General features: G+C 61.2%; 23 protein-coding genes. 20 read left to right on the top strand and 3 right to left on the bottom strand.

The genetic code is table 11. From position 1 onward, the window contains the following. The first annotated feature begins 169 nt into the window (after nucleotides 1-169). From PLL20_15985 to PLL20_15970, 4 genes are all read left to right on the top strand, one after another. Nucleotides 170-1,708, top strand: coding sequence for an ATP-binding protein (locus PLL20_15985; GenBank protein HPD31491.1), 1,539 nt, complete (start codon nucleotides 170-172; stop codon nucleotides 1,706-1,708). Beyond that, a complete protein-coding gene (locus PLL20_15980; GenBank protein HPD31490.1) occupies nucleotides 1,705-2,100 on the top strand; it encodes a response regulator in 396 nt (131 codons plus the stop codon). The genes PLL20_15985 and PLL20_15980 overlap by 4 nt, the downstream gene beginning before the upstream one ends. Before the next feature lie 176 nt (nucleotides 2,101-2,276). Then, nucleotides 2,277-3,830: an HD domain-containing protein gene (locus tag PLL20_15975; protein HPD31489.1), complete on the top strand. Its 1,554-nt coding sequence runs from the start codon at nucleotides 2,277-2,279 to the stop codon at nucleotides 3,828-3,830. Between the two features lie 123 nt (nucleotides 3,831-3,953). Further along, nucleotides 3,954-4,988 (top strand): hypothetical protein, encoded by a 1,035-nt coding sequence (locus PLL20_15970; protein HPD31488.1) that lies wholly within the window; start codon nucleotides 3,954-3,956, stop codon nucleotides 4,986-4,988. Between the two features lie 35 nt (nucleotides 4,989-5,023). Here the strand turns inward: PLL20_15970 and PLL20_15965 are convergent, their stop codons facing one another. Then, complete coding sequence (locus PLL20_15965; GenBank protein ID HPD31487.1) at nucleotides 5,024-5,464, bottom strand: DUF5658 family protein; 441 nt, start codon at nucleotides 5,462-5,464, stop codon at nucleotides 5,024-5,026. Nucleotides 5,465-5,576: 112 nt separating this feature from the next. Between PLL20_15965 and larB the strand changes: the two genes are divergently transcribed. Genes larB through PLL20_15950 form a run of 3 tightly spaced genes read left to right on the top strand, consistent with a single transcriptional unit; the run spans nucleotide 5,577 to nucleotide 8,588 of the window. Beyond that, nucleotides 5,577-6,425 (top strand): nickel pincer cofactor biosynthesis protein LarB, encoded by an 849-nt coding sequence (gene larB, locus PLL20_15960; protein ID HPD31486.1) that lies wholly within the window; start codon nucleotides 5,577-5,579, stop codon nucleotides 6,423-6,425. Between the two features lie 24 nt (nucleotides 6,426-6,449). After that, nucleotides 6,450-7,463 carry an NAD(P)H-hydrate dehydratase gene (locus tag PLL20_15955; GenBank protein ID HPD31485.1) on the top strand — a complete coding sequence of 338 codons (1,014 nt, stop codon included), beginning with the start codon at nucleotides 6,450-6,452 and terminating at the stop codon, nucleotides 7,461-7,463. Between the two features lie 6 nt (nucleotides 7,464-7,469). After that, a complete protein-coding gene (locus PLL20_15950; GenBank protein ID HPD31484.1) occupies nucleotides 7,470-8,588 on the top strand; it encodes a DUF763 domain-containing protein in 1,119 nt (372 codons plus the stop codon). 142 nt (nucleotides 8,589-8,730) lie between these two features. On the opposite strand, the gene PLL20_15945 is transcribed toward PLL20_15950, so the two are convergent. Then, nucleotides 8,731-10,071: a Gfo/Idh/MocA family oxidoreductase gene (locus PLL20_15945; GenBank protein HPD31483.1), complete on the bottom strand. Its 1,341-nt coding sequence runs from the start codon at nucleotides 10,069-10,071 to the stop codon at nucleotides 8,731-8,733. A gap of 255 nt (nucleotides 10,072-10,326) precedes the next feature. Here PLL20_15945 and PLL20_15940 point away from each other — a divergent pair, with 255 nt between their 5' ends. The 12 genes from PLL20_15940 (at nucleotide 10,327) to PLL20_15885 (ending at nucleotide 22,416) form a co-directional block, all read left to right on the top strand. Further along, nucleotides 10,327-10,650, top strand: coding sequence for a metalloregulator ArsR/SmtB family transcription factor (locus PLL20_15940; protein HPD31482.1), 324 nt, complete (start codon nucleotides 10,327-10,329; stop codon nucleotides 10,648-10,650). 115 nt (nucleotides 10,651-10,765) lie between these two features. Further along, on the top strand, nucleotides 10,766-12,121 hold the full coding sequence (locus PLL20_15935) for a permease (GenBank protein HPD31481.1): 1,356 nt from the start codon (nucleotides 10,766-10,768) through the stop codon (nucleotides 12,119-12,121). A 111-nt stretch (nucleotides 12,122-12,232) separates the two neighbouring features. Further along, nucleotides 12,233-12,475 (top strand): thioredoxin family protein, encoded by a 243-nt coding sequence (locus tag PLL20_15930; protein HPD31480.1) that lies wholly within the window; start codon nucleotides 12,233-12,235, stop codon nucleotides 12,473-12,475. Nucleotides 12,476-12,520: 45 nt separating this feature from the next. Further along, nucleotides 12,521-13,201 carry a nitrophenyl compound nitroreductase subunit ArsF family protein gene (locus tag PLL20_15925; protein HPD31479.1) on the top strand — a complete coding sequence of 227 codons (681 nt, stop codon included), beginning with the start codon at nucleotides 12,521-12,523 and terminating at the stop codon, nucleotides 13,199-13,201. A gap of 153 nt (nucleotides 13,202-13,354) precedes the next feature. Further along, on the top strand, nucleotides 13,355-13,762 hold the full coding sequence (locus tag PLL20_15920) for a thioredoxin family protein (GenBank protein HPD31478.1): 408 nt from the start codon (nucleotides 13,355-13,357) through the stop codon (nucleotides 13,760-13,762). A 49-nt stretch (nucleotides 13,763-13,811) separates the two neighbouring features. Next, on the top strand, nucleotides 13,812-14,513 hold the full coding sequence (locus PLL20_15915; GenBank protein HPD31477.1) for a cytochrome c biogenesis protein CcdA: 702 nt from the start codon (nucleotides 13,812-13,814) through the stop codon (nucleotides 14,511-14,513). Between the two features lie 19 nt (nucleotides 14,514-14,532). Beyond that, on the top strand, nucleotides 14,533-14,925 hold the full coding sequence (locus PLL20_15910; GenBank protein ID HPD31476.1) for a hypothetical protein: 393 nt from the start codon (nucleotides 14,533-14,535) through the stop codon (nucleotides 14,923-14,925). 25 nt (nucleotides 14,926-14,950) lie between these two features. After that, on the top strand, nucleotides 14,951-15,325 hold the full coding sequence (locus PLL20_15905) for a putative zinc-binding protein (protein HPD31475.1): 375 nt from the start codon (nucleotides 14,951-14,953) through the stop codon (nucleotides 15,323-15,325). 326 nt (nucleotides 15,326-15,651) lie between these two features. Next, on the top strand, nucleotides 15,652-16,041 hold the full coding sequence (locus PLL20_15900; GenBank protein ID HPD31474.1) for a thioredoxin family protein: 390 nt from the start codon (nucleotides 15,652-15,654) through the stop codon (nucleotides 16,039-16,041). 695 nt (nucleotides 16,042-16,736) lie between these two features. Then, a complete protein-coding gene (locus PLL20_15895; GenBank protein ID HPD31473.1) occupies nucleotides 16,737-18,308 on the top strand; it encodes a hypothetical protein in 1,572 nt (523 codons plus the stop codon). 178 nt (nucleotides 18,309-18,486) lie between these two features. Further along, nucleotides 18,487-19,590, top strand: coding sequence for an Sb-PDE family phosphodiesterase (locus PLL20_15890; protein ID HPD31472.1), 1,104 nt, complete (start codon nucleotides 18,487-18,489; stop codon nucleotides 19,588-19,590). A 51-nt stretch (nucleotides 19,591-19,641) separates the two neighbouring features. Then, the gene (locus tag PLL20_15885) at nucleotides 19,642-22,416 is read left to right on the top strand and encodes a hypothetical protein (GenBank protein HPD31471.1); all 2,775 of its coding nucleotides are present in this window, start codon (nucleotides 19,642-19,644) and stop codon (nucleotides 22,414-22,416) included. A 149-nt stretch (nucleotides 22,417-22,565) separates the two neighbouring features. On the opposite strand, the gene PLL20_15880 is transcribed toward PLL20_15885, so the two are convergent. Beyond that, a complete protein-coding gene (locus PLL20_15880; GenBank protein HPD31470.1) occupies nucleotides 22,566-23,744 on the bottom strand; it encodes an SGNH/GDSL hydrolase family protein in 1,179 nt (392 codons plus the stop codon). A gap of 224 nt (nucleotides 23,745-23,968) precedes the next feature. Here PLL20_15880 and PLL20_15875 point away from each other — a divergent pair, with 224 nt between their 5' ends. Next, nucleotides 23,969-24,499 carry a hypothetical protein gene (locus PLL20_15875; GenBank protein HPD31469.1) on the top strand — a complete coding sequence of 177 codons (531 nt, stop codon included), beginning with the start codon at nucleotides 23,969-23,971 and terminating at the stop codon, nucleotides 24,497-24,499. The last annotated feature ends 36 nt before the right edge of the window (nucleotides 24,500-24,535 follow it).

Raw genomic sequence — 24,535 nt, 5'->3', positions numbered from 1 at the left:
CCCTGGCGCTATCGCCAAGGCCATTCTTGCCTCGAAAGTGTTCAACTTGGGCTAATCCTCCGACGCCATCAAGCCGAACTCCCGCCCGACCGACATTATGTAGAGCGGCCGAGCATGACCTGCGGCAACGGGTTCAGCCTGCGCTGCTCAGGAGGGACGTGAAGAAATCATGAGTGCGTGCGTCGAGGCGACGAAACCGTCTATCCCCGTGATCGCCGAACGCCGTGACCCCAGAAGCCCGCTGTTCTCATTCAAACGGACATCGTGGCTGACCCTGGTCCTGCTGGTGGCAGTAATACTCGTGGCGGTCATCGAGTTATCGGGTCTCACGGAGCAGGTCTCACCGCCGGACCGGGCGGCAGCCTGGAAGGTTTGCACCCTGCTGGTCATGTCCGTCGTTGCCCTTTTGCTGCTGGGCCGTTGCATCGCCCGGCGCAGTCTGGAGCACGTCGAGATCCGACTTCGCCGTTTGATGTGCGGGGACCCCGGGATCGAGGAGCTGGACACATGCGTGCCGGACGTTCTCAAGCCGGTCATGGGGGCACTTAATGAATACGTTGCCCTAGTCTACTGGCGCATGCGCCAAATCTGCGATCAGAAACGCGCTCTCGACGAGCAAATGCGGGGTGTTGAGGCTGCCAAACGCGGGATCGAGGCGATCATCCACAGTCTGGGTGAACCGGTGTTGGCGGTGGATTCTCAATGCCGGTTGACCGTGGCCAATGCGGCAGCCGGCAGGCTGTTCGGGTTTCAGCCTGCCGACGCCCGGGGACAGGCTATCGTGGATCTCGTAAAGGACGCGCACCTGGCCGCCCTTCTCGCGGACACCCGCGCCCTTGGTGAGTGTCGACGGTATCGGCAGACCGAGTGCAAGATCCAAATGGGCGAATCTACCCGAACGTACAAGATGACGATCTCCACAGTGATTGACGACTCCGGTACGGCTCAAGGACAGGTGGCCGTGTTCCACGACGTCACCCGAGAGCGAGAGATCGACCAACTCAGAACGGATTTCGTCTCGACGGTATCGCACGAACTGCGGACCCCGCTTTCCAGCATAGGGGCTTATGTTGAAATGCTGTTGGACGGCGAAGCGCACAGCGAGGTTCAGCGTCGGGAGTTCTACCGGATCATCGAGGGCGAGACGCAGCGTTTGAAGCGTCTGGTCGACAACATCCTTAACATCTCGCGGATCGAGGCAGGGGCCCTGCCAATCCATTGCGAGCCCGTGCGAGTCAACGATGTGGCCCTCGACGTGGTCAATGCTCTGGCACCGCAGGCGGAGGAGAAATCGCTCGTGCTGGACTTCGAAGCCGGCGAGGCGCTGCCCGACCTGAGGGCCGACCGCGACCTGCTGCATCAGGCGGTCATGAACGTGGTCGGCAACTCGATCAAGTACACTCCGCACGGCGGCCGGATTCGCGTCACGACAGCCCTGGATCGCGAGGCCTCGCGACTGACCGTGACCGTGACCGACAACGGCATTGGTATTCGCACACACGACCTGCCGCACGTCTTCGACAAGTTCTACCGGGCAAAGGAGATCGCCGGCATTGCCGGTGGTACCGGGCTGGGGCTCAGCCTGGTCAGACACATTGTCGAAACCGTCCACCACGGCGAAGTCTGCGTTTCCTCCAAGCACGGACGGGGCACGACCATGTCACTGCGGTTTCCCGTGGTGCTTCCGCGTGAGGAGTGCAAGTCATGATCATGCAACAAAAGCGCATTCTCATCGCCGACGACGAGACGCACATACTCAACGTGCTGTCGATCAAGCTTCAGAACGCAGGTTTCGCGGTGATCCCGGCCGAGGACGGTCTTCTGGCCTGGGAGCTGGCGTTGTCAGACCCGCCGGATCTGATCATCACCGACTACCAGATGCCGGGCCTGAGCGGAGTGGAGCTGTGCGCCAGACTTCGCAATCACCCCGCGACGGCCGATATACCGGTGATCATGCTCACAGCTCGAGGCTTTGCGATATCCGACAAGGAGGTGGTCCACGGAAACGTCCGCAGGGTGATCGACAAGCCGTTCAGTCCTCGCGAGATCCTGGCGGCGGCGAACGAATTGCTGGAGCTGGTGCCGGCCGCAAGCCTTTGAGACCGGACCCGAACAAGCGGAAACCCGCGAGTTCGCAACGCTGCTTTCCATGGCCGCATGATGAGGGAAAGGACACGGACCTGATCAACAAGACGACACATGAACCCGGTTTCCTGCTCGGCGAATGCTTTGGCCCGTGGTCTGAGTCCTGGTCTCGGCTGGGGCTCTGGGTCTCCTTGTGGAATGAACGAGCCGAATGCGTTGAAGGAAACCGTCCGTCATCGCCTTTCTGGGAGACGCTTGCCGTCGGCTCGAAGATCGCCTGGCAACGACTTGCGGACGTTGCTCGCGAAGTGTTGTGCCTTGGTCCGGTATTCACCCGGCTGGATCCGGAGCCCGGCGTTCACGTCGCCGGGATTCCGGTAACCTGCCGGCAGAGAACCGTGGGAGCAGTCCTGACATGCGTTCTGGGGTCCGAGTTTGCGGAACCGGATCGCATCAGACGGTTCTCGCACCGTCACGATCTGGACGCTGTCCTGCTTGCCCGCCTGGCTGCCGAGACACCCCGTCGCGGCGAGGACGAAATGCTCGCCTTCGCGGACATCTTCTCCGCCCAGGTCGGGTCGATGACGGATCGCGCGATCGCCAGGCGGGACGTCGAGGACCTCTCCTCCCAACTTGCAAACGCCTATGAGCAGTTCCGCCTGCTCTATCGCCTCAATACTGAAATGACCTTGTCGCACAAATCGACGGTTCTGTTCAGGCATATGTGCCAGGATCTGCTGGCGGCCACCGTCATTGAGAGCTTTGCCGTCGTCTTGAGCCCGGACGGACTGTCCCAAAGTGAACCCGTCTGCGTCGTTGCCGGCCCGCTGGATATCAAGCCGGCCGATCTTGTCCGACTGCATGATGAATCGCGCCGTCTGCCCACGAACGCCGGCGCATGTCTCGTCGTCAACAACGTTGCGGAGCGTCCTGAACTCGCTTGGGCGGCCGCGTGGCTCAATCAGTTCATCCTTTTCCCGCTGTCGAGCAACGACCGGTACTTTGGCGGTATTCTGGCGATCAACCGGAGAGACGGGCAAGACTTCGGCTCGGAGGAGGTCCACTTTGTCGGAGCGGTGGCCCAACGGGCATCGACTTTCCTGGAAAACGCCCGCCTATACGACGATCTCGAGCAGCTCTTCATGGGCACGCTGCACGCCCTGGTCAGCAGTATCGACGCAAAGGATCCCTACACCTGCGGCCATTCCCAGCGCGTCGCGTGGCTTGCTCGCCACATCGCCCGGCTGGCCGGTGTCACGGAGGAGGAATGCCAGCGGGCCTATCTCAGCGGTCTCCTGCATGACATCGGTAAGATCGGCGTCTCGGAGGCGGTGTTGCGCAAGGAGGGCCTGCTGACGTCGGAAGAGTACGAGGAAGTCAAACGCCATCCGGGAATCGGCGCCAATATTCTCAAGGGCGTGCGGCAGATTGATGACATCGTCCCGGGCGTTCTGCACCATCACGACCGCTACGACGGGGGAGGATATCCCTTCACCCTGAAGGGCGACGAAATCCCGCTGCTCGGACGAATCGTGTGCCTGGCCGATTGCTTTGATGCCATTACCACCCACCGACCCTATCGGAAAGCCCGCCCGATCGAGGACGCCCGGGCTGAACTGCTCGCCTGCGCCGGGCGTCAATTTGACCCGGTTCTTACCGATCTCTTCGTTCGTGAAAACCTCCAGGACGTCAGTCGCGAAATTACCCGTTCGTGCCGCAGCATTGGCAATGAACCGGTCGCCTGATGATTCTCTGCGTTGATCGAATCCGCCGCCCTTGCCAACTGAGAAGACTCCCACGACAATCCAGTACCGGAGTCGGCTTGAGCGGATCAGCCGTAGGCTGATTCCGAGCGATGCAGGAACATCATGATGACGGCGTTAGCCCGGAGGATTGGTTACGGACTGGCATTGGCCGTTGTGCTGGCCGCCGGCTGTGCACCTATCGGAACGGGCGCTGCCCGACAAGCTGCGCGCTCGACAAGCGCGACTTCTCAACCCGAAGCCAAGCAAGACAAGGCCGTCGACCTCCGTTGCCTCTTGATTCCTTCGTCGCTCGCGCAGCCTGTCCGCATCCACGTGGTTGAGCACCGGCTGACGGAATCCGCTGAGACCGGCTCGACGACACAAGATGTCGATCTCGATTTGCACGCCTTGCTGAGGGCGGTCAAGGTCCGAGACGACGGCGCCGTCGAAGCAACCCTGCGATTCGTGCGGATCCGGATGAAGGTCGACGCGCCTCAATCGTCGCTGGCTTACGATTCGGAAAACGACAAGGCCGGCAAGGGTGATCAACTGGCGGATCTCATGGAGGCTGTGACCGACGCTGAGTTGACTCTGCTGGTCAGTCCCGACGGTCGTTTGCTCGAGCTTCGCGGACTCGACCACAGATGGAGGCAGGCCGGCGTCATTGTCCCGCCGCCGCACCTGCTCGCCGTCTACTGGTTCTTCCGTGACAATTGCATGCTTGAACTCGTCGGCGAAGCGCTGTTCCCGGTCATGCCTGCCGGTCGGGCGCAGGTCGGCGAAACCTGGGAAGCCGAAATCCCCGCTGACATCCCGCTGGCCGCGCGGCTGAACTCATGTCTGCGCTGGAGCCTCTGTTCCGTCACCGACGATGATCCGGTACCGGCCGAAGTGTGGTTCGAAGCCAAAGGAACAGTGCGGTTGGCCGACTTACCGATGAAAGATACGTCGCCGGGTATTCGCCCTTATCTTAAGTCTGGCACTCACAATGTGGAGGCGAAGCTCTGTCCTGCGACGGGTACGTTCCAACAAAGCAGCAGCCGCCTCATCGATGTGGAACTCATCCTCACGCCCCCCAGTGGAAAGGAAAGACTGCGAACGACGATTCACCAGGAGCGACGGCTGACCGCACAACGGGGTCCAGCCCGACGCCCCTGAGGTTTCAGGAATCGCGTCCCGGAAGTGAGTATCGATCAGCCTGATACGATGCAGCTTGTGTTGATGCCGCCCCAGGTTGGCTCGGCCCCGAAATAAAGCTGGTACCACACCAGTGACAGTCCCACACAGGCGATCGCGACGATCCACAAGGCGACGACCGCAACGCGATACCGCCGGTACCGCCACAGAACCAGGCTGCCGAATCCGAGCAACGCGAACTTGTAACAGGTCAGCCCCTTCGGACCGAAGGGCAGCACTCTGCCGACCACGGGGTTTAACTCCCAAAGCATGCGTTGGTGGGCGGCGAGCAGAGTCAGTTCAAGGTCAAAGCAGTTGACGATCCAGACTCCGATCAGGAGCCAGATGAACCGGCGATCCTGCCGCTCGCGCGGACGCGAGGGAATGAACGTGCCCGGATCAGCGGGTCGTGAACATGCCGCTCGGCAGGACGAAGATGAGGGGAGTAAGACCTCCATGCCAATTGTATCGGAACGGACGAACAAGACTTTTATGAACACGCGACAGATTCTGAAAACGCGGCCGTTCGCACGGTGGCGTTTTGCCCCGAGCGACTCTATGATGGCGGGCATGCACGAATCATCACTCAGACGCTTGCTTGAACAGGTACGTCTTGGCCGGCGATCCGTGGAACAGGCGATCGGAGACCTCAGGCACTTGCCCTATGAGGATCTGGGCTTCGCGAAGATCGACCATCATCGGGCGATTCGCTGCGGCTTTCCTGAGGTGATCTACTGTGAGGGCAAGACGATCGAACAGGTTTTGGCGGTCGTCAAACACCGTCTGGCTTATGGCGGCAACCTTCTGGCCACCCGCGCCAGCCTCGCAATGGCCAAAGCGGTCCAAAAGCGGTTCCCAAAGGCCCACTACAATCCGATTGCCCGGACGATCACCATCAGGCAGCCCTCAGGGAAGGCCTCGACCGACCTTGCCGAGCGGAAAAAAGCTTCGTCCGATTTCGTGGCCATCGTTTGCGCCGGAACCTCCGACCTGCCCGTCGCCGAGGAGGCCCGCGAAACTTGCGAAATCATGGATCAGCCGACTCGGCAGTTTTATGACGTCGGCGTGGCGGGCATCCACCGCCTGTTGGCCCATTCCGCCGAGCTGAGCCAAGCCCGCGTCGTTGTCGTATGTGCCGGTATGGAAGGAGCTTTGGCCAGTGTTGTTGGCGGGCTGGTCGGTTGTCCGGTCATCGCCGTACCAACCAGCGTCGGTTATGGGGCCAGCTTCGGCGGTCTGGCTCCGCTGCTTACCATGCTGAACAGTTGCGCCGCCGGCGTGGCCGTTGTGAACATCGACAACGGCTTCGGCGCCGGCTACATGGCCGCCCTGATATGTCGTGCAGCACAGCGGCCGACCGCCGAGAGCGAGACAAGCCAGGCGAATGAGCCCAAGCCGAAACGAACACGCAGGCGATGATCGGTTGTGCAGAGAGAGTGACACATGACAGCCAAGTGCAGACACATTCACCGTGTCCCGGTACTCCCTCCCCGTGCTGCAGACGCCCATAAGGGCACTTTTGGACGGGTTCTTATCGTTGGGGGAAGCGTTGGCATGGCCGGCGCCCCCGCCTTGGCCGGCTTGGCAGCGTTGCGAAGCGGGGCCGGCCTGGCGACCATCGCTGTACCGGAGTCCGTCCAGCCTTCCGTGGCCATTATGTGTCCCTGCGCCACGACCGTTCCCTTGCCCGAGACCCGCGACGGCCGTATCGATCCCCCCGCTGCCGAACGTAGGCTCAAGAAGCTGGGCCTGCTGGGTGTGCCGCCGGACGGTGCCCGGCCGGACGTGGTGGCGATCGGCCCGGGTGTCGGGCGAGGACCGGCTACCTATGGCACCCAGTTCTGGCAGCTCATTGAGGCCATTCGGCGACTGGGTGTCCCGGCGGTTATCGATGCCGACGCCCTGAACCTCGCCCCCCAAGGTGGCCTAGAGGCGGCCAAGGGCTGGCAACACTTCGACCATGCTCGGACGGTCATTACCCCTCACCCTGGTGAGCTGGCTCGGCTGCTCGAAACCTCAATCGCTCAAATCCAGGCTGACCGGGAGGGCCACGCCATCCGTACCGCGCAGGCCATGCGTGCGAACAGCAGCCCTGACGGCAGTCCGCCGGTTGTCGTTCTCAAGGGGGCCGCAACGATTGTCACTGACGGTGAGTTGGTCTACACGAATAACAGCGGCAACCCCGGCATGGCCACGGGTGGCAGCGGTGACGTGCTAACGGGGATGATCGCCGCACTTATCGGACAGGGGATGACCCCGTTCGACGCAGCCATCGCCGGTGTGTACTTCCACGGGTTGGCTGGCGACTTGGCGGCCAAGAGACTCGGCCAAGTCTCGATGATCGCAACGGACATCATCGATGCCCTGCCCGAGGCGTTTCAGAAAAAGCCACGTCGCGGCCTCGGCCAACCAATACCGGCGGCGCAGGCCGGTACCCCGGAACACTATCGGGCGTGAGAACCCATGCAACGCCGCATCGCACATCTCCCGCTTCACGGTGGCAAGGCCCCGGCTTGGCTGTTCAAGCGAATGCACCGGCTGGCCGGTTCCGTCGTACAGCTCATTGTCGCCGATCAGGGCCCGGCCGAGATGTTGCGGCGGCTGGCAGACCCGCTTTGGTTCCAGGCGTTCGGCTGCGTCCTCGGGTTCGATTGGCATTCGAGCGGCCTGACCACGGTCACCTGCGGCGCCTTGGGCGAAGCCTATCGGCGGATGGGACCGGACCTCGGCATCCACGTCGCCGGCGGCAAGGGCGGCGCCTCGCGCAAAACGCCCGAGCAGATCGCGGACATCTCCGCCCAGCGATCTCTGCAAGGTGACCGCCTGATCTACTCATCGCGCATGGCCGCCAAAGTGGACAGCGCCGCGGTCCAGGACGGATATCAGATCTACACGCACCACTTCCTGTTCAGCGACGACAACGAGTGGTGCGTTGTCCAGCAAGGCATGAACGACGCAACCGGCTACGCCCGGCGATACCACTGGCTGGGCAGCACGGTGAGCGATTTCGTCTGCGAACCGCACAACGCTGTGGCCTCCGAGCCGGCCGATCCGCGGCTCCTGCTCAACATGGTGGCTCGCGAGGCAGATTCCTCGCGGTTGCGCTCCAGTGAGCTGGCCCGGCTTCAGCCCGATAAGCTGCTGCGCGAGATCACTGCCGGCCCATCATTGTTCCTGCCCGCGCATCACCCGGTGACGCCGGCCGACATCAACCCCGAGCGGCTGCGGCGGATTCTGGCAACTACTTTCGAGAGACAACCGAAAGACTTCGAGACGCTGCTCGGCTGCCCGGGTGTCGGACCGAAGACGATTCGCAGCCTTGCCCTGCTGGCCGAGTTGATCTACGGCACCCCCGCCTGCCGCCGCGACATTACCCGCCGCTGGTCGCCCGCCGATCCGCCCACTTTCACCTACGCCCACGGCGGCAAGGACGGCCATCCTTTCCCTGTGGACCGCTCTACTTACGACAAATCCATCGCCATTCTCGAATCCGCGGTTCGCCGGGCCAGGATCGACCCTGGCGGGAAGGATCAAGCGTTGTTCAGATTGTCGAAGTGGATGGCATCAGCCGGCCCCCCGTGACGGACGTGATTGCCGCGTTCTTCGATCAGCGTCGGTTATCCGGTGTCATCCAAGGCCCCGAAAGGTCAGAAAACCACCGTTGTGCGGGGTCCACCGATCCTGGGTTGTCAGGTTCCAGGCAAGCATGTCTGGTGACCTGCGTCTACAGGTGATAGGGGTATCGTTGCGGCCGGCTGAGCAGGCGGTTGGCCTGGTCGTCGCCGATCACCTGTTGCCGCTCGCCGTCCCAGACCAGTCTGCGTCCCAGCAGGTATGACAGATTGCCGAGATTGCAGAGCGTCGCCACACGGTGGCCGATCTCGATGTCGACGGCCGGCCGTGTGCCTTCGCGGATGGCGTTGAACCAGTCGGCCTTATGATTCATGTTGAAGTCTTCGTATTCGTCCGTTCGTGGCGGAACGACGCCGCCGGGCGGTACCTCGAAGTTGGTGGCTTCAGGTTCCGCAGCTTTGTAAGCGCCTTCCCACTCGAGAATCAGTCGCCCTTTCTCGCCCCAGAAGACGTTTCCGAATTCGGTCTTGCCGACCTTCTCGCCCGGCTGCCCCCAGATCAATTGCCAGTCGGGATTCTTGAATGTGTAGGTGACATCCATCGTGACCGGGCAGTCCCAAAGCCCCTTGGTCGGCGGGGTACCCGTGGCCTCGACGGCGAACGAGATCTGCTCGTCGGCGTTCATGCACCACAGGATGGTGCTGAACTGATGTGCCCCGCGATCGCGGATCTGCCCGCCGCCCGACTCCATCATCCAGCGGAACGTCCCCGGGCAGTATCGCGGGTTGTAAGGCCGCCATCGAAGCGGCCCCAGCCACAGATCCCAGTCCAACTCGGGCGGCGGGTCGCAATCCGGTACCGGGTGCTCGTCCGCGGGTGTTTCGTAATGCCAGCATGTCACCTTCGTGACCTTGCCGACAATGCCGTTGCGGATGGCCGTGCACGTGGCGTGAGCACCCTTGGCAGTTCGTCCCTGGGCACCTACCTGGACGGCCCGCTTATACCGCCGGGCCGCTGCCACCATGGCCTTGCCTTCTTCGATTGTGACCGACGCCGGCTTCTCGACGTACACGTGCTTGCCACATTCGCACGCGTGCACGGTCTGCACGGCGTGCCAGTGGTCTGGGGTCGCGATCACGACCGCGTCGACGTCCTTGCGTTGGAGGACATAGCGGTAGTCGCGGTAGGGCATGACTCCCGGCCCGGCCATCTCGACCGCCTTGGCAAGTCGCCTCTCGTCCGCGTCGCAGACGGCCGCGATGTTGACCTTGCCCTCGTTCCTGAACTCCAGCAGGTTCCTGAGGTGAACCGTACCCATGCCCCCGACGCCGATGACGGCTACTGTCAGACGTTCATTCGCCGATGTGCCCGAGGTGGCCGCCAGCGAGCCTGAGGGAAGAATGTAGGGCAAGCCAACGGCGGCGCCGGCGACAAAACCGGTGGTCTTGATCAAGCTGCGTCGTGATATCGGGGTGTCTTGCTTTCGGCTCATGGCTGAGACCTCCCAGGAAGCGGGGGTGCTGGAAGGATCTTAACGACGGGTATCTGCCCCGTCCATGTAAACCTCCCGGTGGGCTGTTTCAACCCGGGGTCTTCGGGCTTGCCTGTCTTCGGGCAGCCCTCTCCGGATTCGCGGAGAGCTGAGGGGTTCAATCCCCCCATCAGGCGCCCCAGTGGCAAACCGGGCCCGGTAACGCAAGTTCGGCCTTGACTTTGCCGAACTATATGGCATAATTGCCATGAAGCCATGAGGACCAGATCCAAATCACATTATGAGGTTCGAGCCCGGGTTGCTAAGGCCTTGGCTCATCCCAGCCGCTTGTTGATTCTCGACGTCTTGGCCGAGGGGGAATGTTGTGTCTGTAAGTTGACGCCTCTGGTCGGGGCGGATCAGTCCACGGTGTCCAAACATCTGGCCATCCTCAAGAACGTCGGACTGATCGAGGACCGCAAGCAGGGCCTCAATACCTACTATCGTTTGAAAGTCCGCTGTCTGGAAGGTTTCTGGAGATGCATCGAGTCGGTATTGAAACACAACCTGAAGGAACAGGCCGCGGCGCTGCGGGCGTGAGGCGGCCGGGACCGCTTTTTGTTACGCCGGGTTCATGGCAATCTGACCATATAGGCATGGAATTGCCCGCATCCGAAGTTCGACGAACGGAGTCTACGCCGCGAGATTGTGTCGAATGATCACCGACTGGAAGTCCGAGTCCAGGAAGCTGATGTGGGGTATCGTCGTTTTCGCGGCCTGCTTCGCGATGCCGGTGGACTGGCCGCGATTCAGCAAGGCCGTGTTTGAAGCCCTGGCACTGACCAAATGGTATGCCCAGGAGCACGTCCTGCTCTGCCTGATCCCCGCTTTCTTCATTGCCGGAGCGATTGCTGTTTTCGTCAGTCAGGCGTCGGTCATGAAGTACCTGGGCCCCAAAGCGCCCAAGGTGCTGGCCTATGGCGTGGCGTCTGTAAGCGGCACGATTCTGGCGGTTTGTTCGTGTACGGTGCTACCGCTGTTTGCGGGGATCTGGCGGATGGGAGCAGGTCTTGGTCCGGCGACGGCATTCCTCTATTCGGGTCCGGCCATCAACGTATTGGCCATCATCCTGACGGCCCGCATTCTGGGCCTTGAGATCGGTATTGCCCGTACCGTCGGGGCGATTCTCTTCAGCATTGTGATCGGTCTGATCATGCACCTGATTTACCGCAGAGAGGAGACGGCCAAGGCGGATGCGGCCATAGCGATGCCGGAACCGCAGGTCGATCGGCCCTTGTGGCAGAACGTTTTGTACTTTGGTGCCATGGTCGGCATCCTGGTGTTCGCCAACTGGGGCAAGCCGGATGTGACCTCGGGTTTCTGGCATGGGGTGTGGTCCGGCAAGTGGCTGATCACTTCGGTTTTCGCCGTTGCCTTGGCTCTCATTCTCGGTGTCTGGTTCAACATCAAATGGTGGAAGCTGGCTGCGGTGGCAGCGGCAACGGTTGCCGCCTGGCTGGTCAGCACTTCCTGGATCGCACCTGCCATTCATGCTTCCGCCGGCGGTCATCATCTTCCATGGGAAGCCATGATTCCCTTTGCCGTGGCGGTGGTCGGCCTGTCGGTCATTCTGGCCGGCCGGGACGATCCGTCCGGCGAATGGTTCTATCAATCGTGGACTTTCACGAAGCAGATCACTCCGCTGTTGTTGTTCGGCGTGTTGGTGGCGGGCTTTCTGCTGGGTCGGCCGGGTGAAGAGGGCATGATTCCCGACGCCTGGGTGGCGCGTCTGGTGGGCGGTAATTCGCTCTGGGCCAACTTCTTTGCGGCGATCGTCGGCGCGTTCATGTACTTCGCGACGCTGACCGAGGTGCCGATCCTGCGGGGGCTCATGGGCTCCGGCATGGGCAAGGGACCGGCCCTGGCGCTCCTCCTGGCAGGTCCGGCCCTGAGTTTGCCGAACATGCTGGTCATTCGCAGCATCATGGGGACGCAAAAGACGATCGTGTTCGTATCGCTGGTCGTGGTCATGGCCACGATCTCGGGAATGGTTTTCGGCGCGATGCCGTAGCGGGAGAAAGATCGTGAACAAGGTAGGGCACGGTCGGAGTCCTGCGAAGTCCCATGGACGAAGCAGGGCAAAGGCCTGCCGCCCCACGCTCAATCGTACTGGAGGTTTGATATGAAGATCGAGATTCTTGGCACCGGTTGCCCCAAGTGCAAGACGCTGGCGGAAAATGCGGAGAAAGCCGCCAAGACCCTTGGCGTTCAGTACGAACTGTGCAAGGTGACGCAGCTTGCGGACATCATGAAACGCGGGGTGATGATGACCCCGGCCCTGGCGATCGACGGCGAGGTGAAGTCGGTGGGCAAGGTTCTCTCGGAGGCCGAGATCACCTCGCTTCTGACGAGTGCGATGCCCTGACGGTCGTCGCGGCTTTTGCCTTGAGGGCCTGTTGAGGTTGGTCTGATGATCCGGCCCTGCCAACAGTGTGATGGCGCGTACCCGATCGGCATGTGGATGTCGGCGCTGCTGATTTGCATGCTGGTGATCGCGTGGAAGCATTGGCCGCGTATGGGACGGATAGGTCGCGTCGGCATGATCGCGGTCTGCATGGTGGTCTTCGGCGGGTCAATCGCGACCAGCTATTGGCAGCATACGAGCGGTTCAACAGACGGAGCATGCGGCACGTATTTCACACCCATTCTTCCGCCTCCTGCCACAGGACCGAGCAGTCAGCCGATGATGGGCGCTGCAACGGTTGCTTCGCAGCCGGTCGCTGAATCCTTCGTTTTCGAGGCTTCGCCGGATGTGGGTGCCTTTTATTTCCATCGGACGGTGCGCTGCCATTCCTGTTTACAGATCGAGGAATGGGCCAGGCAGGTGATCGAAACGTACTTCGGCGAAGAGCTTGCCGGCGGGCTGATCGAGTGGCGCCCCGTCAACATTGACGAGCCGGGAAACGAACATTTTGAGAAGGACTATAGACTGACCACGCAGTCGCTGGTGCTGGTGCGGATGATAGATGGGCGGCCGGCAGAGTGGAAGAATCTCAAGTCCGTTTGGGAATTCCTGGGGGATTACGCTGCTATGACAGAATACGTGCGGAGCGAACTGTCGGCGTTTCTCCATGACGTATACGGGATGTAGGTTGGATACCGCAGAGCAGGAGAGATGGTTGTCATGAACAATTCCGCAAGGTTAGGCATTGTCGCGGCCCTCATGGTTGTGGTCGGCGTCACGGTGACCCTCAAACGCAAGAATCAGGCATCTCCCCCTGCGGCGGATCCGCCGCAAACACAAGTGAATCCGGAGGTCCCGCCTGCGGAAGCGGATCGGTCGCAATCGCAGTCGAATGCACAGGACCAACCCGCCGAGGCAACGACCGGACAGGACTCAACGGCCGCAAAGAAACTGCCGCGGCTGGTTGATCTCGGGGCGGGCAAGTGCATCCCCTGCAAGCAGATGGCCCCGATCCTGGAGTCACTCAAGAAGGAGTACGCCGGACGATTCGAAGTCGAGTTCATCGACGTTTGGGAGAATCCCAATGCCGGCAATCTGTATCGGATTCGCATGATCCCGACACAGATCTTCTACGATTCCTCGGGCAAGGAGCTGTTCCGACACGAAGGCTTCTACGGCCGGGAGGACATCCTCAACAAGTGGAAGGAACTGGGTATCGAGTTGGCGGACGATTCGCAGGCGAGCTGAAGACGGTTTTTCGGACGGTTGCTGGGACATACGCAACTGGGGCGTGCAAATGATTGAGCAGCTTTTCACCGCCTTGACTCATGCCGTTGAGGGCACACCGATCGTTGCTCTAGCGGCCTCTTTCGTCTGGGGCATCCTCAGCATCATCCTGAGCCCCTGTCACCTGGCGAGCATTCCGCTGATCGTCGGTTTCATCGACCAGCAGGGACAGATGACCACCCGGCGGGCCTTCGGCATCTCCACGCTGTTCTCGGTCGGCATCTTGATCACCATCGCCCTAATCGGGGTGATCACGGCGGCGGCGGGGCGGATGATGGGCGACATCGGCCGTTACGGCAACTACTTCGTGGCAACCATTTTCTTCCTGGTCGGCCTGATCCTGCTGGATGTCATCACCATGCCCTGGTCCGGCCCCGGCCAGGTTCAGATGAAGCGTAAGGGGGCCTTGGCAGCCTTCATCCTGGGACTGGTCTTCGGGATCGCGCTCGGCCCGTGTACCTTTGCGTACATGGCCCCGATCCTGGGCGTGGCCTTCAAGGTCGCGACGACCAGCGCCCTGTACGGGGCGATCCTGCTGCTGGTCTACGGCATCGGGCACTGTTCGGTCATCGTGCTGGCCGGCACCTCGACCGAACTGGTGCAGAAGTACCTGAACTGGAACGAGCAGTCCAAGGGTGCGGTGATTCTGAAAAAGATTTGCGGTATCCTGGTGCTGCTCGGCGGTGTTTATCTCTTGTACACGGCGCACTGATCTGGTGGGAACGTTTGATATGAAGACGATGTTTCTTGTAGTGGCCTCAACGGCATTTGTCATGACGGGCGGAGGCTGCGCGCCGAATAGTGGCGACCAACCGAGCGAGGATGCGCTTATCATCTTCCACAATGGTACCGGGTCGGCGTGTCTCGCGGCGCTGGAGTGGCTGGGCACGATGCAATCGGAGCATCCGGACCTGGTGGTCGAAGAATACTTGACCACCGAATTCGCTAGTTTTTTGTTGCTTAACCAGATGAAGACGCTCTATGGCCAGAGCCAGGGCGTCTCGACCACATTCGGCTATCTGCCCATCATCTTTTACAGGGGACAGGCGTTTTCCGGATTCAACGATGAAGTGCGGAGTGCCCTGACCGTGCTCATCGAAGCAACGGAAGCGCCGGCTTCGTAAGGCAGGAGAAAGCGAGGATGGATATATGACTGACCAAACGGGTTGTGCGTGCGGCGCAGCGCCGACGCTGATCTTCGCCTGTTCGGGTGCCGCCGATGTGGGTGAGATTGCCGACCGGGCGGCGAGGCGACTGGCTCGCGAGGGGGCAGGCAAGATGTATTGCCTGGCCGGTGTCGGCGGACGGGTCAGCGGCATCCTGGCCAGCACCCAGGCGGCCGAACAAATCCTGGCGATCGACGGCTGTCCTCTCGCCTGCGCGAAGAAATCACTTGAGCATGCCGGGATTAGCCGGTTCAAGTACGTCCAACTCGCCGATCTCGGCATGACCAAGGGCGAATCACCGGCAACAGATGACCGCATTGCACAAGCCGCGACGGCCGGGATTGCCGCGTTGAGTTGAGAGACGCTTGGTTGTTGAGCCGGTCGGAGATGGAAATGGTTTTTCTCAGACGTTTTTCGTTTGGTCCCGTCGCCAGGTTCCTCGGCTGGTGGGCCAGCCTGTTCGGATTCATTGCCGCGGGTGGAAGCTCGGTCTGTCCGTGCTGCGGTACGACCGGCTGCCCCATCGGGCCGGCAACGGCCGGCGTTCTGGGTGGTGTTGTCGCGCTGCTGCTGCATGTGCCTCGATGGATTGTGAAATCAGTTCGTCGATGAGACAGGGTGTGGGTATCGTGTAAGAAGGATGGGGACTCTGTTCCAGCCGCGCCTGATGGACCGAGGTGTGCGATGAAGAACGCGCTGATCGTTGTCGGTGTGATCGTGGTGGTCGTGGTTGTTGCCTTCCTGAAGGGCTCCGGGCCGGAGCCTCGAGGCTCGACGGTTCCGGAGACGAGGCCTTCCAGCGGCCTGCCCCGGCTGGTCGAACTCGGGGCGGGCAAGTGCCAGGCCTGCAAGGCGATGGCCCCGATCATCGAGCAGCTTCGCAAGGAGTACGCCGGCAAGATCGAGGTCGAGTCGATTGACGTGATCGAGGACCGGGAGCGAGCCCGGCAGATCGATTTCAACCTTATCCCCTCACAGGTCTTCTTCGACGCCGATGGAAAGGAACTCTGGCGGCACGAGGGTTTCATGCCGAAGGACCAGATCGTGGCGAAATTCAAGGAACTGGGGTATTAGTCCCTTCCGTCGCAACTGGTGCGCATTTTGCGCGCATGTTTCCGGATCGCAGAACGTTTGGGTTGCGGCCCGCAAAAGGGCGGTCCGCCTTAGCCTCTTCCGTCGCGACTGGTACGCATTCTGCGCGCATGTTTTGGTTGCGGCCGAAGGTCGCCTTGGAAGATACGGAGTGTCTTCAGCAATGACCGACCGGTTGGCCGTTCCACGCACTGCGTTCAATCGAGGCGGGGCTCAGCGGACAAACCAGTTTACGGGGCACCGGCTTGCTCCAGTGCTCGCCGTTCTCATCAGAAAAAGACTCGTGCGGCGCCTCGCGGCCGGTGCGTGTCCACATCAACAGGCGACCGTGCTTCAATTCAATCCCCCCGCGGAATGGCGCGGATGTTCCTTGGTCGGCTCGATAACCAGAAGTGTCCTGACGCCGGGGCGGATTGAGCCAGCACAACAGCGTCGATGAGCAATACTGCGACAATTGCGGCTCGACACATTTCAGTAATCTCCTCTATCCGGACAAAGCAGGCCGGTCGAGCCCGACTTGGCGCGGCCCGAACGAGAGTATCCTATCGTATCGTCGCCGACAAGGAGAATAGGTCTTTGCCGGTACACGTGGTGAATCGCATAATGATTCAAGAGGTGTTCGTCTGGCCGCTGGCGTCCGGCGCGGCCCGAAGCCCGCAAGCGCGAAGGAGTGTACCGTGGGGCGTCTGCTGCACTTCCTCACACACGCCAACAAGCTCTGGATCATCCCAGGTTTACTGCTGCTGGTCAGTCTGGTCTATCCCGGAACGCGAGAGCTGCACCTGTTGCTCATCCGGCTGTATTGTCGTATCCCTGGACCGCAGACATATGTCCATGGCCAGCCGCCAGGATGCGTGATATATGTCATTCCAACAGTCAAGTTCAATAAAAACACAGAACGCCGTATCCTCGCAGAGAGCAACCGCTCGGTCGATACCTTTGCGCTCGCGCACGTTGTGAACCACAACTACGCGTCTCTGCCATCGGCAGAGACGTGCTCCGGACACCCCCTCTTGCCTTGGGTTGCATTCAGAGCAGCCGACTTGGCATATTGGCAGGCATGGCGGTCCGAGGCACACTCCGAGACACAACCGAGTATTGAGGATGACCCGAGGCCCTCGGTTGCGATAGATGAGGCGCTCAAGATCATACGTATGGCTCAGGCGAACGAGCCCGAGAATGGGCTGCTTTGGCTGGCCGAATCCGTCGTCCATTTCGCCGGCGGGAGTGAGGAGACCGCCTTTCAAGCGATCCGCGAGGCCGCGAACAAGAAAACGTCGAACGATCATGTGCACATGTTGTTCCCCTATCTGCGCGACCTGCTCGTCCAGCATGGTTTCCCTCGGTTCGATGCCTCGTGGTCGACACACCTGGTCGCTTGGGATCGCCCGGGACGATTGTGCAGGCCACGCGTGAGGGAGGAGCTTCTCGATCGCATGATTTTGGCGGTTGAGAACAAGGACGACGCTCGTCTTATGGAATTGCTGAGCCATCTCATCGCTCTCTACGAGGGATGTGCTCACCAGAACGTCTCCTTGGGAAAACCGGTTGGCGCAGGCGAGAGAATGATCGCAGGCATGATCTCGCGACTCGGCCGCCAGATGCCCGATGAGAAAGCCGACTATGCCGTTCGCAAGCACGCGGAGGAGGCGGTCTTATACGACTATCTGGCAGAATATGCCAGCACAGACCTCTCCGCGCGATTACGGGAACTCGCTGACGCGGATCAGACAGGGCGACCAGGAATACCTGGGCCTTCAGGCTCGGAGGCGAATCACCTGCTCAAAACGGCGATTCTGAGCAGCGCCGCCTCGGAGATAGCCTTTCTGCTCATGGGTCTCGGACTGGCCACATTGATTGCACAAACGTCTTTCGGCATGATCCGCAAACAAGGGATGCTGCATCAAGGGCGAGTAGCCAGGTCTTGGCTCTGGCCGTCGATGCTCTTGGCTGCGGTGCTGATGACAGGCGCGGTGTTCAACGCCCTGGATCTCACTCTCCAGCCGGTAGGGCTACGAGTCGCTGACCGGGAACCCTCGCCTAGCCCTACGCAGTCAAACCTTGGTACCGCTGTCGCCTTTGCCGCGATTCTCCTGCTCGTGCAGTTTGTCAGGACAAAGGTGCCGCGGCTCTATCGAGTCAGTGTGGTGGTCATGTTCTGTGTATGGCTGGTCCTCGTGGGAGTCGCCGCCTGGCTTAGAGAGGATGCAGTCACACGGCTCGCTGCGTCGTACGCAACCTCGTCCTGACCTGCGAAACCCCGCTCCCCAGAAACGCCGCATCTCGCCCATCCGTCACGGGAATCGGGGGCAAGCAAGCAGCCGCCGGCTTTTGACCGGCTCTCCGCGAGAGTCTAGAATCTGCCCAGGAACCGTGCCACTGTGCGCCGGTTGTCGACTGTAACCTGTTCAAGATCAGGGGGGCTGAATGATGAAGTGCAGGATGCTTGCGGCGTTGATGTTGTTGGTCACACCGGCCGCTGCTCAGGTCCGCAAGGAAATCCGCTTACCCGATCCGCCCGGATACAAGATCCTCAAGTGCGACTTCCACATACACACCGTCTTCTCGGACGGCCTGGTCTGGCCGACGGTGCGCGTCGACGAGGCCTGGCGCGAAGGGTTGGATGCCATCGCGATCACCGATCACATCGAATATCGGCCTCACAAGGAAAATGTCGTCGGTAACCACAACCGGCCGTTCGAACTGGCCGAGGGGCGGGCCCGGCACCACAACATTCTGCTGGTCCGCGGTGCGGAGATCACCCGCGACACGCCGCCGGGGCATTTCAACGTGCTCTTCACGCAGGACAACCAGCCGCTGGACACGAAGGATTTTTACGAGGTCTTCGACCACGCTGCCGCCCAGAAAGCCTTCATCATGTGGAACCATCCCGGCTGGCAAGGGCCGGAGCGCGGCCGCTGGGGTGAGGAACAAACCCGCCTGCTGGAAAAGGGCCGGCTCCACGCGATCGAGATCTGCAACGGCGACGAGTACTACATCGACGCCCATCGAATGGCGACGGAACGGGGCCTGCCGATGATGGGCAGCTCGGATATTCACGAGCCTGCCCCAACGGACGGACAGAAGGCTGACGGCCACCGTACGATGACCCTCGTGCTGGCGAAGGACAAGAGCCTGCCGGCGCTGCGTGATGCCCTCGACGCCGGCCGAACTGTCGTGTGGTACCGCAATCTGCTCATCGGCCGCGAACCGCAGTTGAAAGCCGTCTTTGACGCCTGCCTCCGTGTCGAATCGCTGCACCCGCCACAAGCCAAGACCACCTACGTGAAACTGACCAATCAATGCGACAACGACATTGAGCTGGAGCGAATTCAGCCCGGCCAGCCTCGCAAGATCACAGTACCGGCCCAGGCATCAGTGATGGTCAGACTCTCCGGACCGGATGGGCAGGCCACCGAGAAGGTGACCTACAAGGCATTGAATTTCCTGACGGGAGTCGATCAGCCATTAACCGTGGAAATTGCGATCCCCAGGCCCGCTTCGCAACCCGCCTCCGCTGCGGCCCGTTGAACCCACTGTCAGGCACGCTCTCGCGAGGCACCAGCAAGGGAGGTAACGACGATGCAACACGCACTTCTGGTTTTCACGCTGACTGTCGGGACGGCATGGGCGCAGGTTGACCCATGGCAACAGGCCCAGGAGAACGGCCGGCTCAGCCGGAAGGTAGTGAGGTTCTCCAACCGCTACGCCTTCGGCTGGCTGACCTACGCCGACCCGGCCAGCGGGCTGTTTCCACGCAACATCACCCGCGACGCCTTCTGGAATGCCCAGGACTGCGCCGCGGACAACTACCCGTTCATGGTCCTGACGGCGTTCATGACCGACAACTACTATCTCAAGCAGAACGTCCGCCACATCCTGCAGCAGGAACAGAAGCTGTGCAACCGGTTGGACTCGCTGCCGGATGATTTCCTCTTCGCCACGCAGAAGTTCCGCGAGCCCGAGCCCGATCTCGACCGCATCATTTTCGGGGCCGCCGAATACTGTAAGGACGGGCTGATGCCGATCACCGAGTGGCTCGGCCCAAGCGAGTGGCTCGACCGGATGCAACAGTTGATCGCCGACATCTGGAAACATGCCCAGTACGACTCGCCGGCGGGGAGGATCCCCTCCACCAACGTCGAGGTCAACGGCGACCTGCTTCAGACCATGGGACGCCTGTACTGGATGACCGGCGACGACCACTACAAGCAATGGTGCTTCCGGCTGGCTGATCACTACCTGCTGCACGACAGTCTGATCAAGAAAGACAGCCTCCGGCTGCGCGATCACGGTTGCGAGATCCTCGGCGGCTTGTCCGAGGCCTACCTGATCGCAGCCCGCGAGGACCCCGACCGTCGACAGCGATACAAGCCGGCGATGTACGCCGTTTTGGACAACATCCTGAAACACGGCGTCAACGAAGACGGCTTCATGTACAACGCCTACAATCCAAGCACGGGCGAGGTCGTCAACAAGGACCTCAGCGACGGCTGGGGTTATGTCTACAATGCGTTTCTGACCGTCGCCATGGTCGACGGCGAGAACCTCTACCGGCACGCCGTCGCCAAAGCGCTGTCGAATCTGCATAAGTACATGACCTACCCCTGGGAAAAGGGTAGCGCGGACGATCTGGCCGATCCGCTTGAAGGAGCGATCAACCTGATCGCCAGAATCCCCACCGATGCGGCCGTAAAGTGGATCGATACGAGAATCAACACGCTCTTCGAGCGGCAGCGCGACGACGGCATCGCCGAAGGCTGGCACGGCGACGGCAACCTCACCCGTACGTGTCTGATGTACGGTCTCTGGAAAACACAGGGCATCACCGTCGCGCCTTGGCGCGAGGACGTTCAGCTCGGTGCGGTCCGCCAAGCCGATGGTTCGCTCCGCATTTGGCTCGAGACCGGTTCTCCCTGGAAGGGGTATCTGCGGTTCGACCGGCCGCGCCACAAGGATTACTTCCACATGCCGCTGGATTATCCACGAATCAACCAGTGGCCCGAGTGGTTCACGGTCAACGTATCCGGTCGATACAGGGTGACCCGCGAAGAAATGACCGCGGAGACAGTTACCGGCAAGGACCTGCTGAACTACCCGCTGACACGCGATGCCGACAAGCCGATCAAACTTACTATAACACCCCTCAAAGAGCTTGAGGTTAATTACGACGAGTCCAGGGTCGGCACGTACACCCTGCCCGATCCGCTGGTCATGCGCAGCGGCGAGAAGGTAACTGACGCCGCAATGTGGAAGACCAGGCGACGACCCGAGATACTCGAACTCTTCCGAACGCACGTCTACGGCCGGTCGCCCGGCAGACCGAGTCAGATGACGTTCAAGACCTTCGATAACGAAGCCAAGGCCCTCGACGGCAAAGCAACGCGCAAGCAAGTGACCGTCTTTTTCACCGGCAAGGAAGACGGTCCCTCGATGGACATCCTGATGTATCTCCCGAACGCGGTACCCAAACCGGCCCCTCTGTTCCTCCTCCTGAACTTCTCGGGCAACCAGGGTGTTCACTCGGATCCGGCGATCCGACTCACGACTAGTTGGGTACCGAACTGGAGCCTCGGTATCGTCAACAACCGGGTGACCGAGGCCTCGCGAGCGGACCAGGAATCACGGTTTCCGGTCGAACAGATCATCAAACGAGGTTACGGTCTGGCCACGATCTACTACGGCGACATCGACCCTGACTTTCATGACGGCTTCAAGAACGGCGTTCACGCGGCATTTGACCCACCTGAAGGGCGCAAGCCGGACTCATGGGGTGCGATCGGCGCCTGGGCCTGGGGTCTGAGCCGGGCGATGGACTACCTGGAGACCGATCGCGATGTCGATGCGAAACGTGTGTCGGTGCTCGGCCACTCGCGACTGGGCAAGACTGCCCTGTGGGCCGGGGCACAAGACGAGCGGTTCGCGATCGTCATTTCCAACAACTCGGGCTGCGGGGGCGCGGCCATCGAGCGGCGCTGGTTCGGCGAGACGGTCGAGATGATCAACGATCGCTTTCCCCACTGGTTCTGCGAGAACTTCAAGAAATACAACGGGCGTGAGGCCGAGCTGCCGGTTGATGCCCACATGCTCATCGCGTCGATCGCCCCAAGACCCGTCTACGTGGCCAGCGCCGTCGAAGATCGCTGGGCCGATCCGAAAGGCGAATTCCTGGGGGCCAAGGGCGCCGATCCGGTGTACCGATTGCTGGGCTTGGAGGGCCTGCCAGCAGAAGAGATGCCGCCGGTGGACCAGCCGGTGATGGGCACCATCGGCTATCACGTCCGCACCGGCAAGCACGACCTGACCGAATACGACTGGCAGCGGTACATGGATTTCGCTGACAAGCACCTGAAGTAGGGCACGGTCGGAGCCGCCAAAGGCGGCGCAGACCTGCCGGTTCGCTGTTGATCGTGCTTTCTGAGAACCCGGCGGCCAACGAAACGGCAGGTCTCGGTCGCCTTGGCGACCTCGACGCTGCCCTACCTCTTGGATCTTCCGCTATTTGCTCACTCCCGGAGCGCCTTTCTCAACACTGGTTCGAGGGTTTCCGCGAACCGCAGGTAGCCGAGATCCGTCAGATGCACGCCGTCCACAGCGGCTTCACCGTCGGTGCCGGTCAGGCTCCGATTGGTCACGTAAATCAGGTTCCTCACACCGCCCGCCTTGAGGTTCTCATACGCCTTTCGCAGGGCCGCGTTCTTGTCTGCGACCGCCTGCCGCTGCTTGGTCAGGAACGCCTCGCCCTGGTACGGCACGCTTTCGACCAGCACAATGGGCGTCTGTGGCCTGGCCTTGCGAAGTGCTTGCACGAACGACTCCAGCCGCTCCTCAACCATCTGCTTGGTCATGTTCGGCAAAGTGTCGAGAACGTATACCGACGCGTCGATCTCACCCATCAGCACGGCCAACTCCGGGTCCATCCGCCCGTTGCCTGAGAAGCCGAGGTTGATCACCGGGCGGTCCAGCCATCTCCCCAGGATGGCGGTGTAGACCATCCCCGGCCGCGAGGCGCATCCGCCCTGGGTAATCGAGGTTCCATAGAAGCACATCGGCCGGTCAAGCCCGGCTGGGCGCGGAGCGGGTTGAGCCAGAGCGGCCTTGGGAACCACGCCGATCTCCAGCGCCTTGATTCCGTTGTACAGCGGCAGGTACAGCATGTACTCGTGTGCCCCGGCCGGAACGTCCCCGGCCAGCACGACCTCATTCGTCTGTGCGCTTCGCGCTCGACCCACCGCAACCCATCGCCACCGGTTATTATCCCTGACGTACAGGTCCAACCCGCTCACTCCGGTGGCCGGCATGTGATCCATCGCCATGTTCTTCGACGTCGTCGTCCATCGGGCGGCGACCCGATCCGAATCGGTCACGAAACGAACACACAGCCCGGCCGAGTTCTTGCTCAGGCCCCACACTTCGGGGCGAACCACATTCTTCGCCTTGGCCGGCAAACGGTCATAGAAGTCCTCAGTCGCCGCCCAACCACGACCTTCGACGGTAAGCAGCGCTGCGTCATACCAAAGCAGATCGGTCTTGGAGTCCTGGACACCTCTGGCCGGATCGAGCCTCGTCAACCCCTTGATGTCCAAACCCTCCCGGGCTTGCTGCTGACAACCCACGGCCGGCAGCACCATCAACAGCGCAAGGACTGGATGACTCATTCTTCCGGCAAGACAAGCAGTTCTCATCAGGTCGCCTCCTCATGACCTCTCTGGCAAACACCCCTTCGTATCGTGTGGGGTCCTCCTTGTCAAAACCCTCAACGAGCCCGTCTCTCCCGAACAAGTCGCCATACACAAGGGATACCAAGCAGAACATTCTGCTTCCTCACAATGCCACAACCACTTCCTTGTTTTCTTTCGTCGCGCCGGCCCATTTCAGACCGAGCAGTCCCACGCTAGAATCCTCCTTCATGAGCGGAACTTACCAAGAGTGGTTCGGAGGCTATGCCATGAAAGCCCTGTGCGTCTCATCGTTTACCATTGTCGCCTGCACTCTTGCCGGACTGTCGTTCCGGCCTGCCGCAACCATGGCGGCTGAACCGTTCACCCTGAACAACGGGCAGATATACCTCATGCTCGATCACCGGCTGGGCGGAGTAGGAGACACCTGCAAATTGGAGGTCCACCCGTTCCAACGGTACGCCGGCAACCCGATCATCAAGCCGGACCCCCAGTGGCCGCACGGCGTCGGGCAGATCCTCCGGGACGAAAACGAACAACTGTTCAAGATGTGGTACTACGCCGGGATCGCCGACACCATCCTGGTAGGCTACGCGACCAGCAAAGATGGCATCCAATGGGAAAGACCGTCGCTGGGCCTGTTCGAGGTTCGCGGCAGCCGCGACAACAACATCGTCTACACGGGCGTCGTGCCTGCTTTGGTCAGGCATTTCCCGAAGGCCGCGGCAGCAGACCAGCGCTACGTGTCGGCGCCGGTCTGAACATGCTGTAAATCCGCCGGTTTGATGATGCGGTGA

It is taken from the genome of Phycisphaerae bacterium, assembly GCA_035384605.1.
Taxonomy (GTDB): Bacteria; Planctomycetota; Phycisphaerae; order UBA1845; family PWPN01; genus JAUCQB01.
This window is presented reverse-complemented; position numbering and strand designations above follow the sequence as displayed.

Coding starts and splice junctions, on each gene's coding strand:
- PLL20_15965 (HPD31487.1), bottom strand. CDS start 5,464: ATGGAGGTCTTACTCCCCTCATCTTCGTCCTGCCGAGCGGCATGTTCA.
- PLL20_15880 (HPD31470.1), bottom strand. CDS start 23,744: ATGAGAACTGCTTGTCTTGCCGGAAGAATGAGTCATCCAGTCCTTGCG.
- PLL20_15875 (HPD31469.1), top strand. CDS start 23,969: ATGAGCGGAACTTACCAAGAGTGGTTCGGAGGCTATGCCATGAAAGCC.
- larB (HPD31486.1), top strand. CDS start 5,577: ATGCACGAATCATCACTCAGACGCTTGCTTGAACAGGTACGTCTTGGC.
- PLL20_15940 (HPD31482.1), top strand. CDS start 10,327: ATGAGGACCAGATCCAAATCACATTATGAGGTTCGAGCCCGGGTTGCT.
- PLL20_15925 (HPD31479.1), top strand. CDS start 12,521: ATGATCCGGCCCTGCCAACAGTGTGATGGCGCGTACCCGATCGGCATG.
- PLL20_15935 (HPD31481.1), top strand. CDS start 10,766: ATGATCACCGACTGGAAGTCCGAGTCCAGGAAGCTGATGTGGGGTATC.
- PLL20_15970 (HPD31488.1), top strand. CDS start 3,954: ATGATGACGGCGTTAGCCCGGAGGATTGGTTACGGACTGGCATTGGCC.
- PLL20_15890 (HPD31472.1), top strand. CDS start 18,487: ATGATGAAGTGCAGGATGCTTGCGGCGTTGATGTTGTTGGTCACACCG.
- PLL20_15945 (HPD31483.1), bottom strand. CDS start 10,071: ATGAGCCGAAAGCAAGACACCCCGATATCACGACGCAGCTTGATCAAG.
- PLL20_15915 (HPD31477.1), top strand. CDS start 13,812: ATGATTGAGCAGCTTTTCACCGCCTTGACTCATGCCGTTGAGGGCACA.
- PLL20_15950 (HPD31484.1), top strand. CDS start 7,470: ATGCAACGCCGCATCGCACATCTCCCGCTTCACGGTGGCAAGGCCCCG.
- PLL20_15885 (HPD31471.1), top strand. CDS start 19,642: ATGCAACACGCACTTCTGGTTTTCACGCTGACTGTCGGGACGGCATGG.
- PLL20_15985 (HPD31491.1), top strand. CDS start 170: ATGAGTGCGTGCGTCGAGGCGACGAAACCGTCTATCCCCGTGATCGCC.
- PLL20_15900 (HPD31474.1), top strand. CDS start 15,652: ATGAAGAACGCGCTGATCGTTGTCGGTGTGATCGTGGTGGTCGTGGTT.
- PLL20_15910 (HPD31476.1), top strand. CDS start 14,533: ATGAAGACGATGTTTCTTGTAGTGGCCTCAACGGCATTTGTCATGACG.
- PLL20_15955 (HPD31485.1), top strand. CDS start 6,450: ATGACAGCCAAGTGCAGACACATTCACCGTGTCCCGGTACTCCCTCCC.
- PLL20_15930 (HPD31480.1), top strand. CDS start 12,233: ATGAAGATCGAGATTCTTGGCACCGGTTGCCCCAAGTGCAAGACGCTG.
- PLL20_15980 (HPD31490.1), top strand. CDS start 1,705: ATGATCATGCAACAAAAGCGCATTCTCATCGCCGACGACGAGACGCAC.
- PLL20_15905 (HPD31475.1), top strand. CDS start 14,951: ATGACTGACCAAACGGGTTGTGCGTGCGGCGCAGCGCCGACGCTGATC.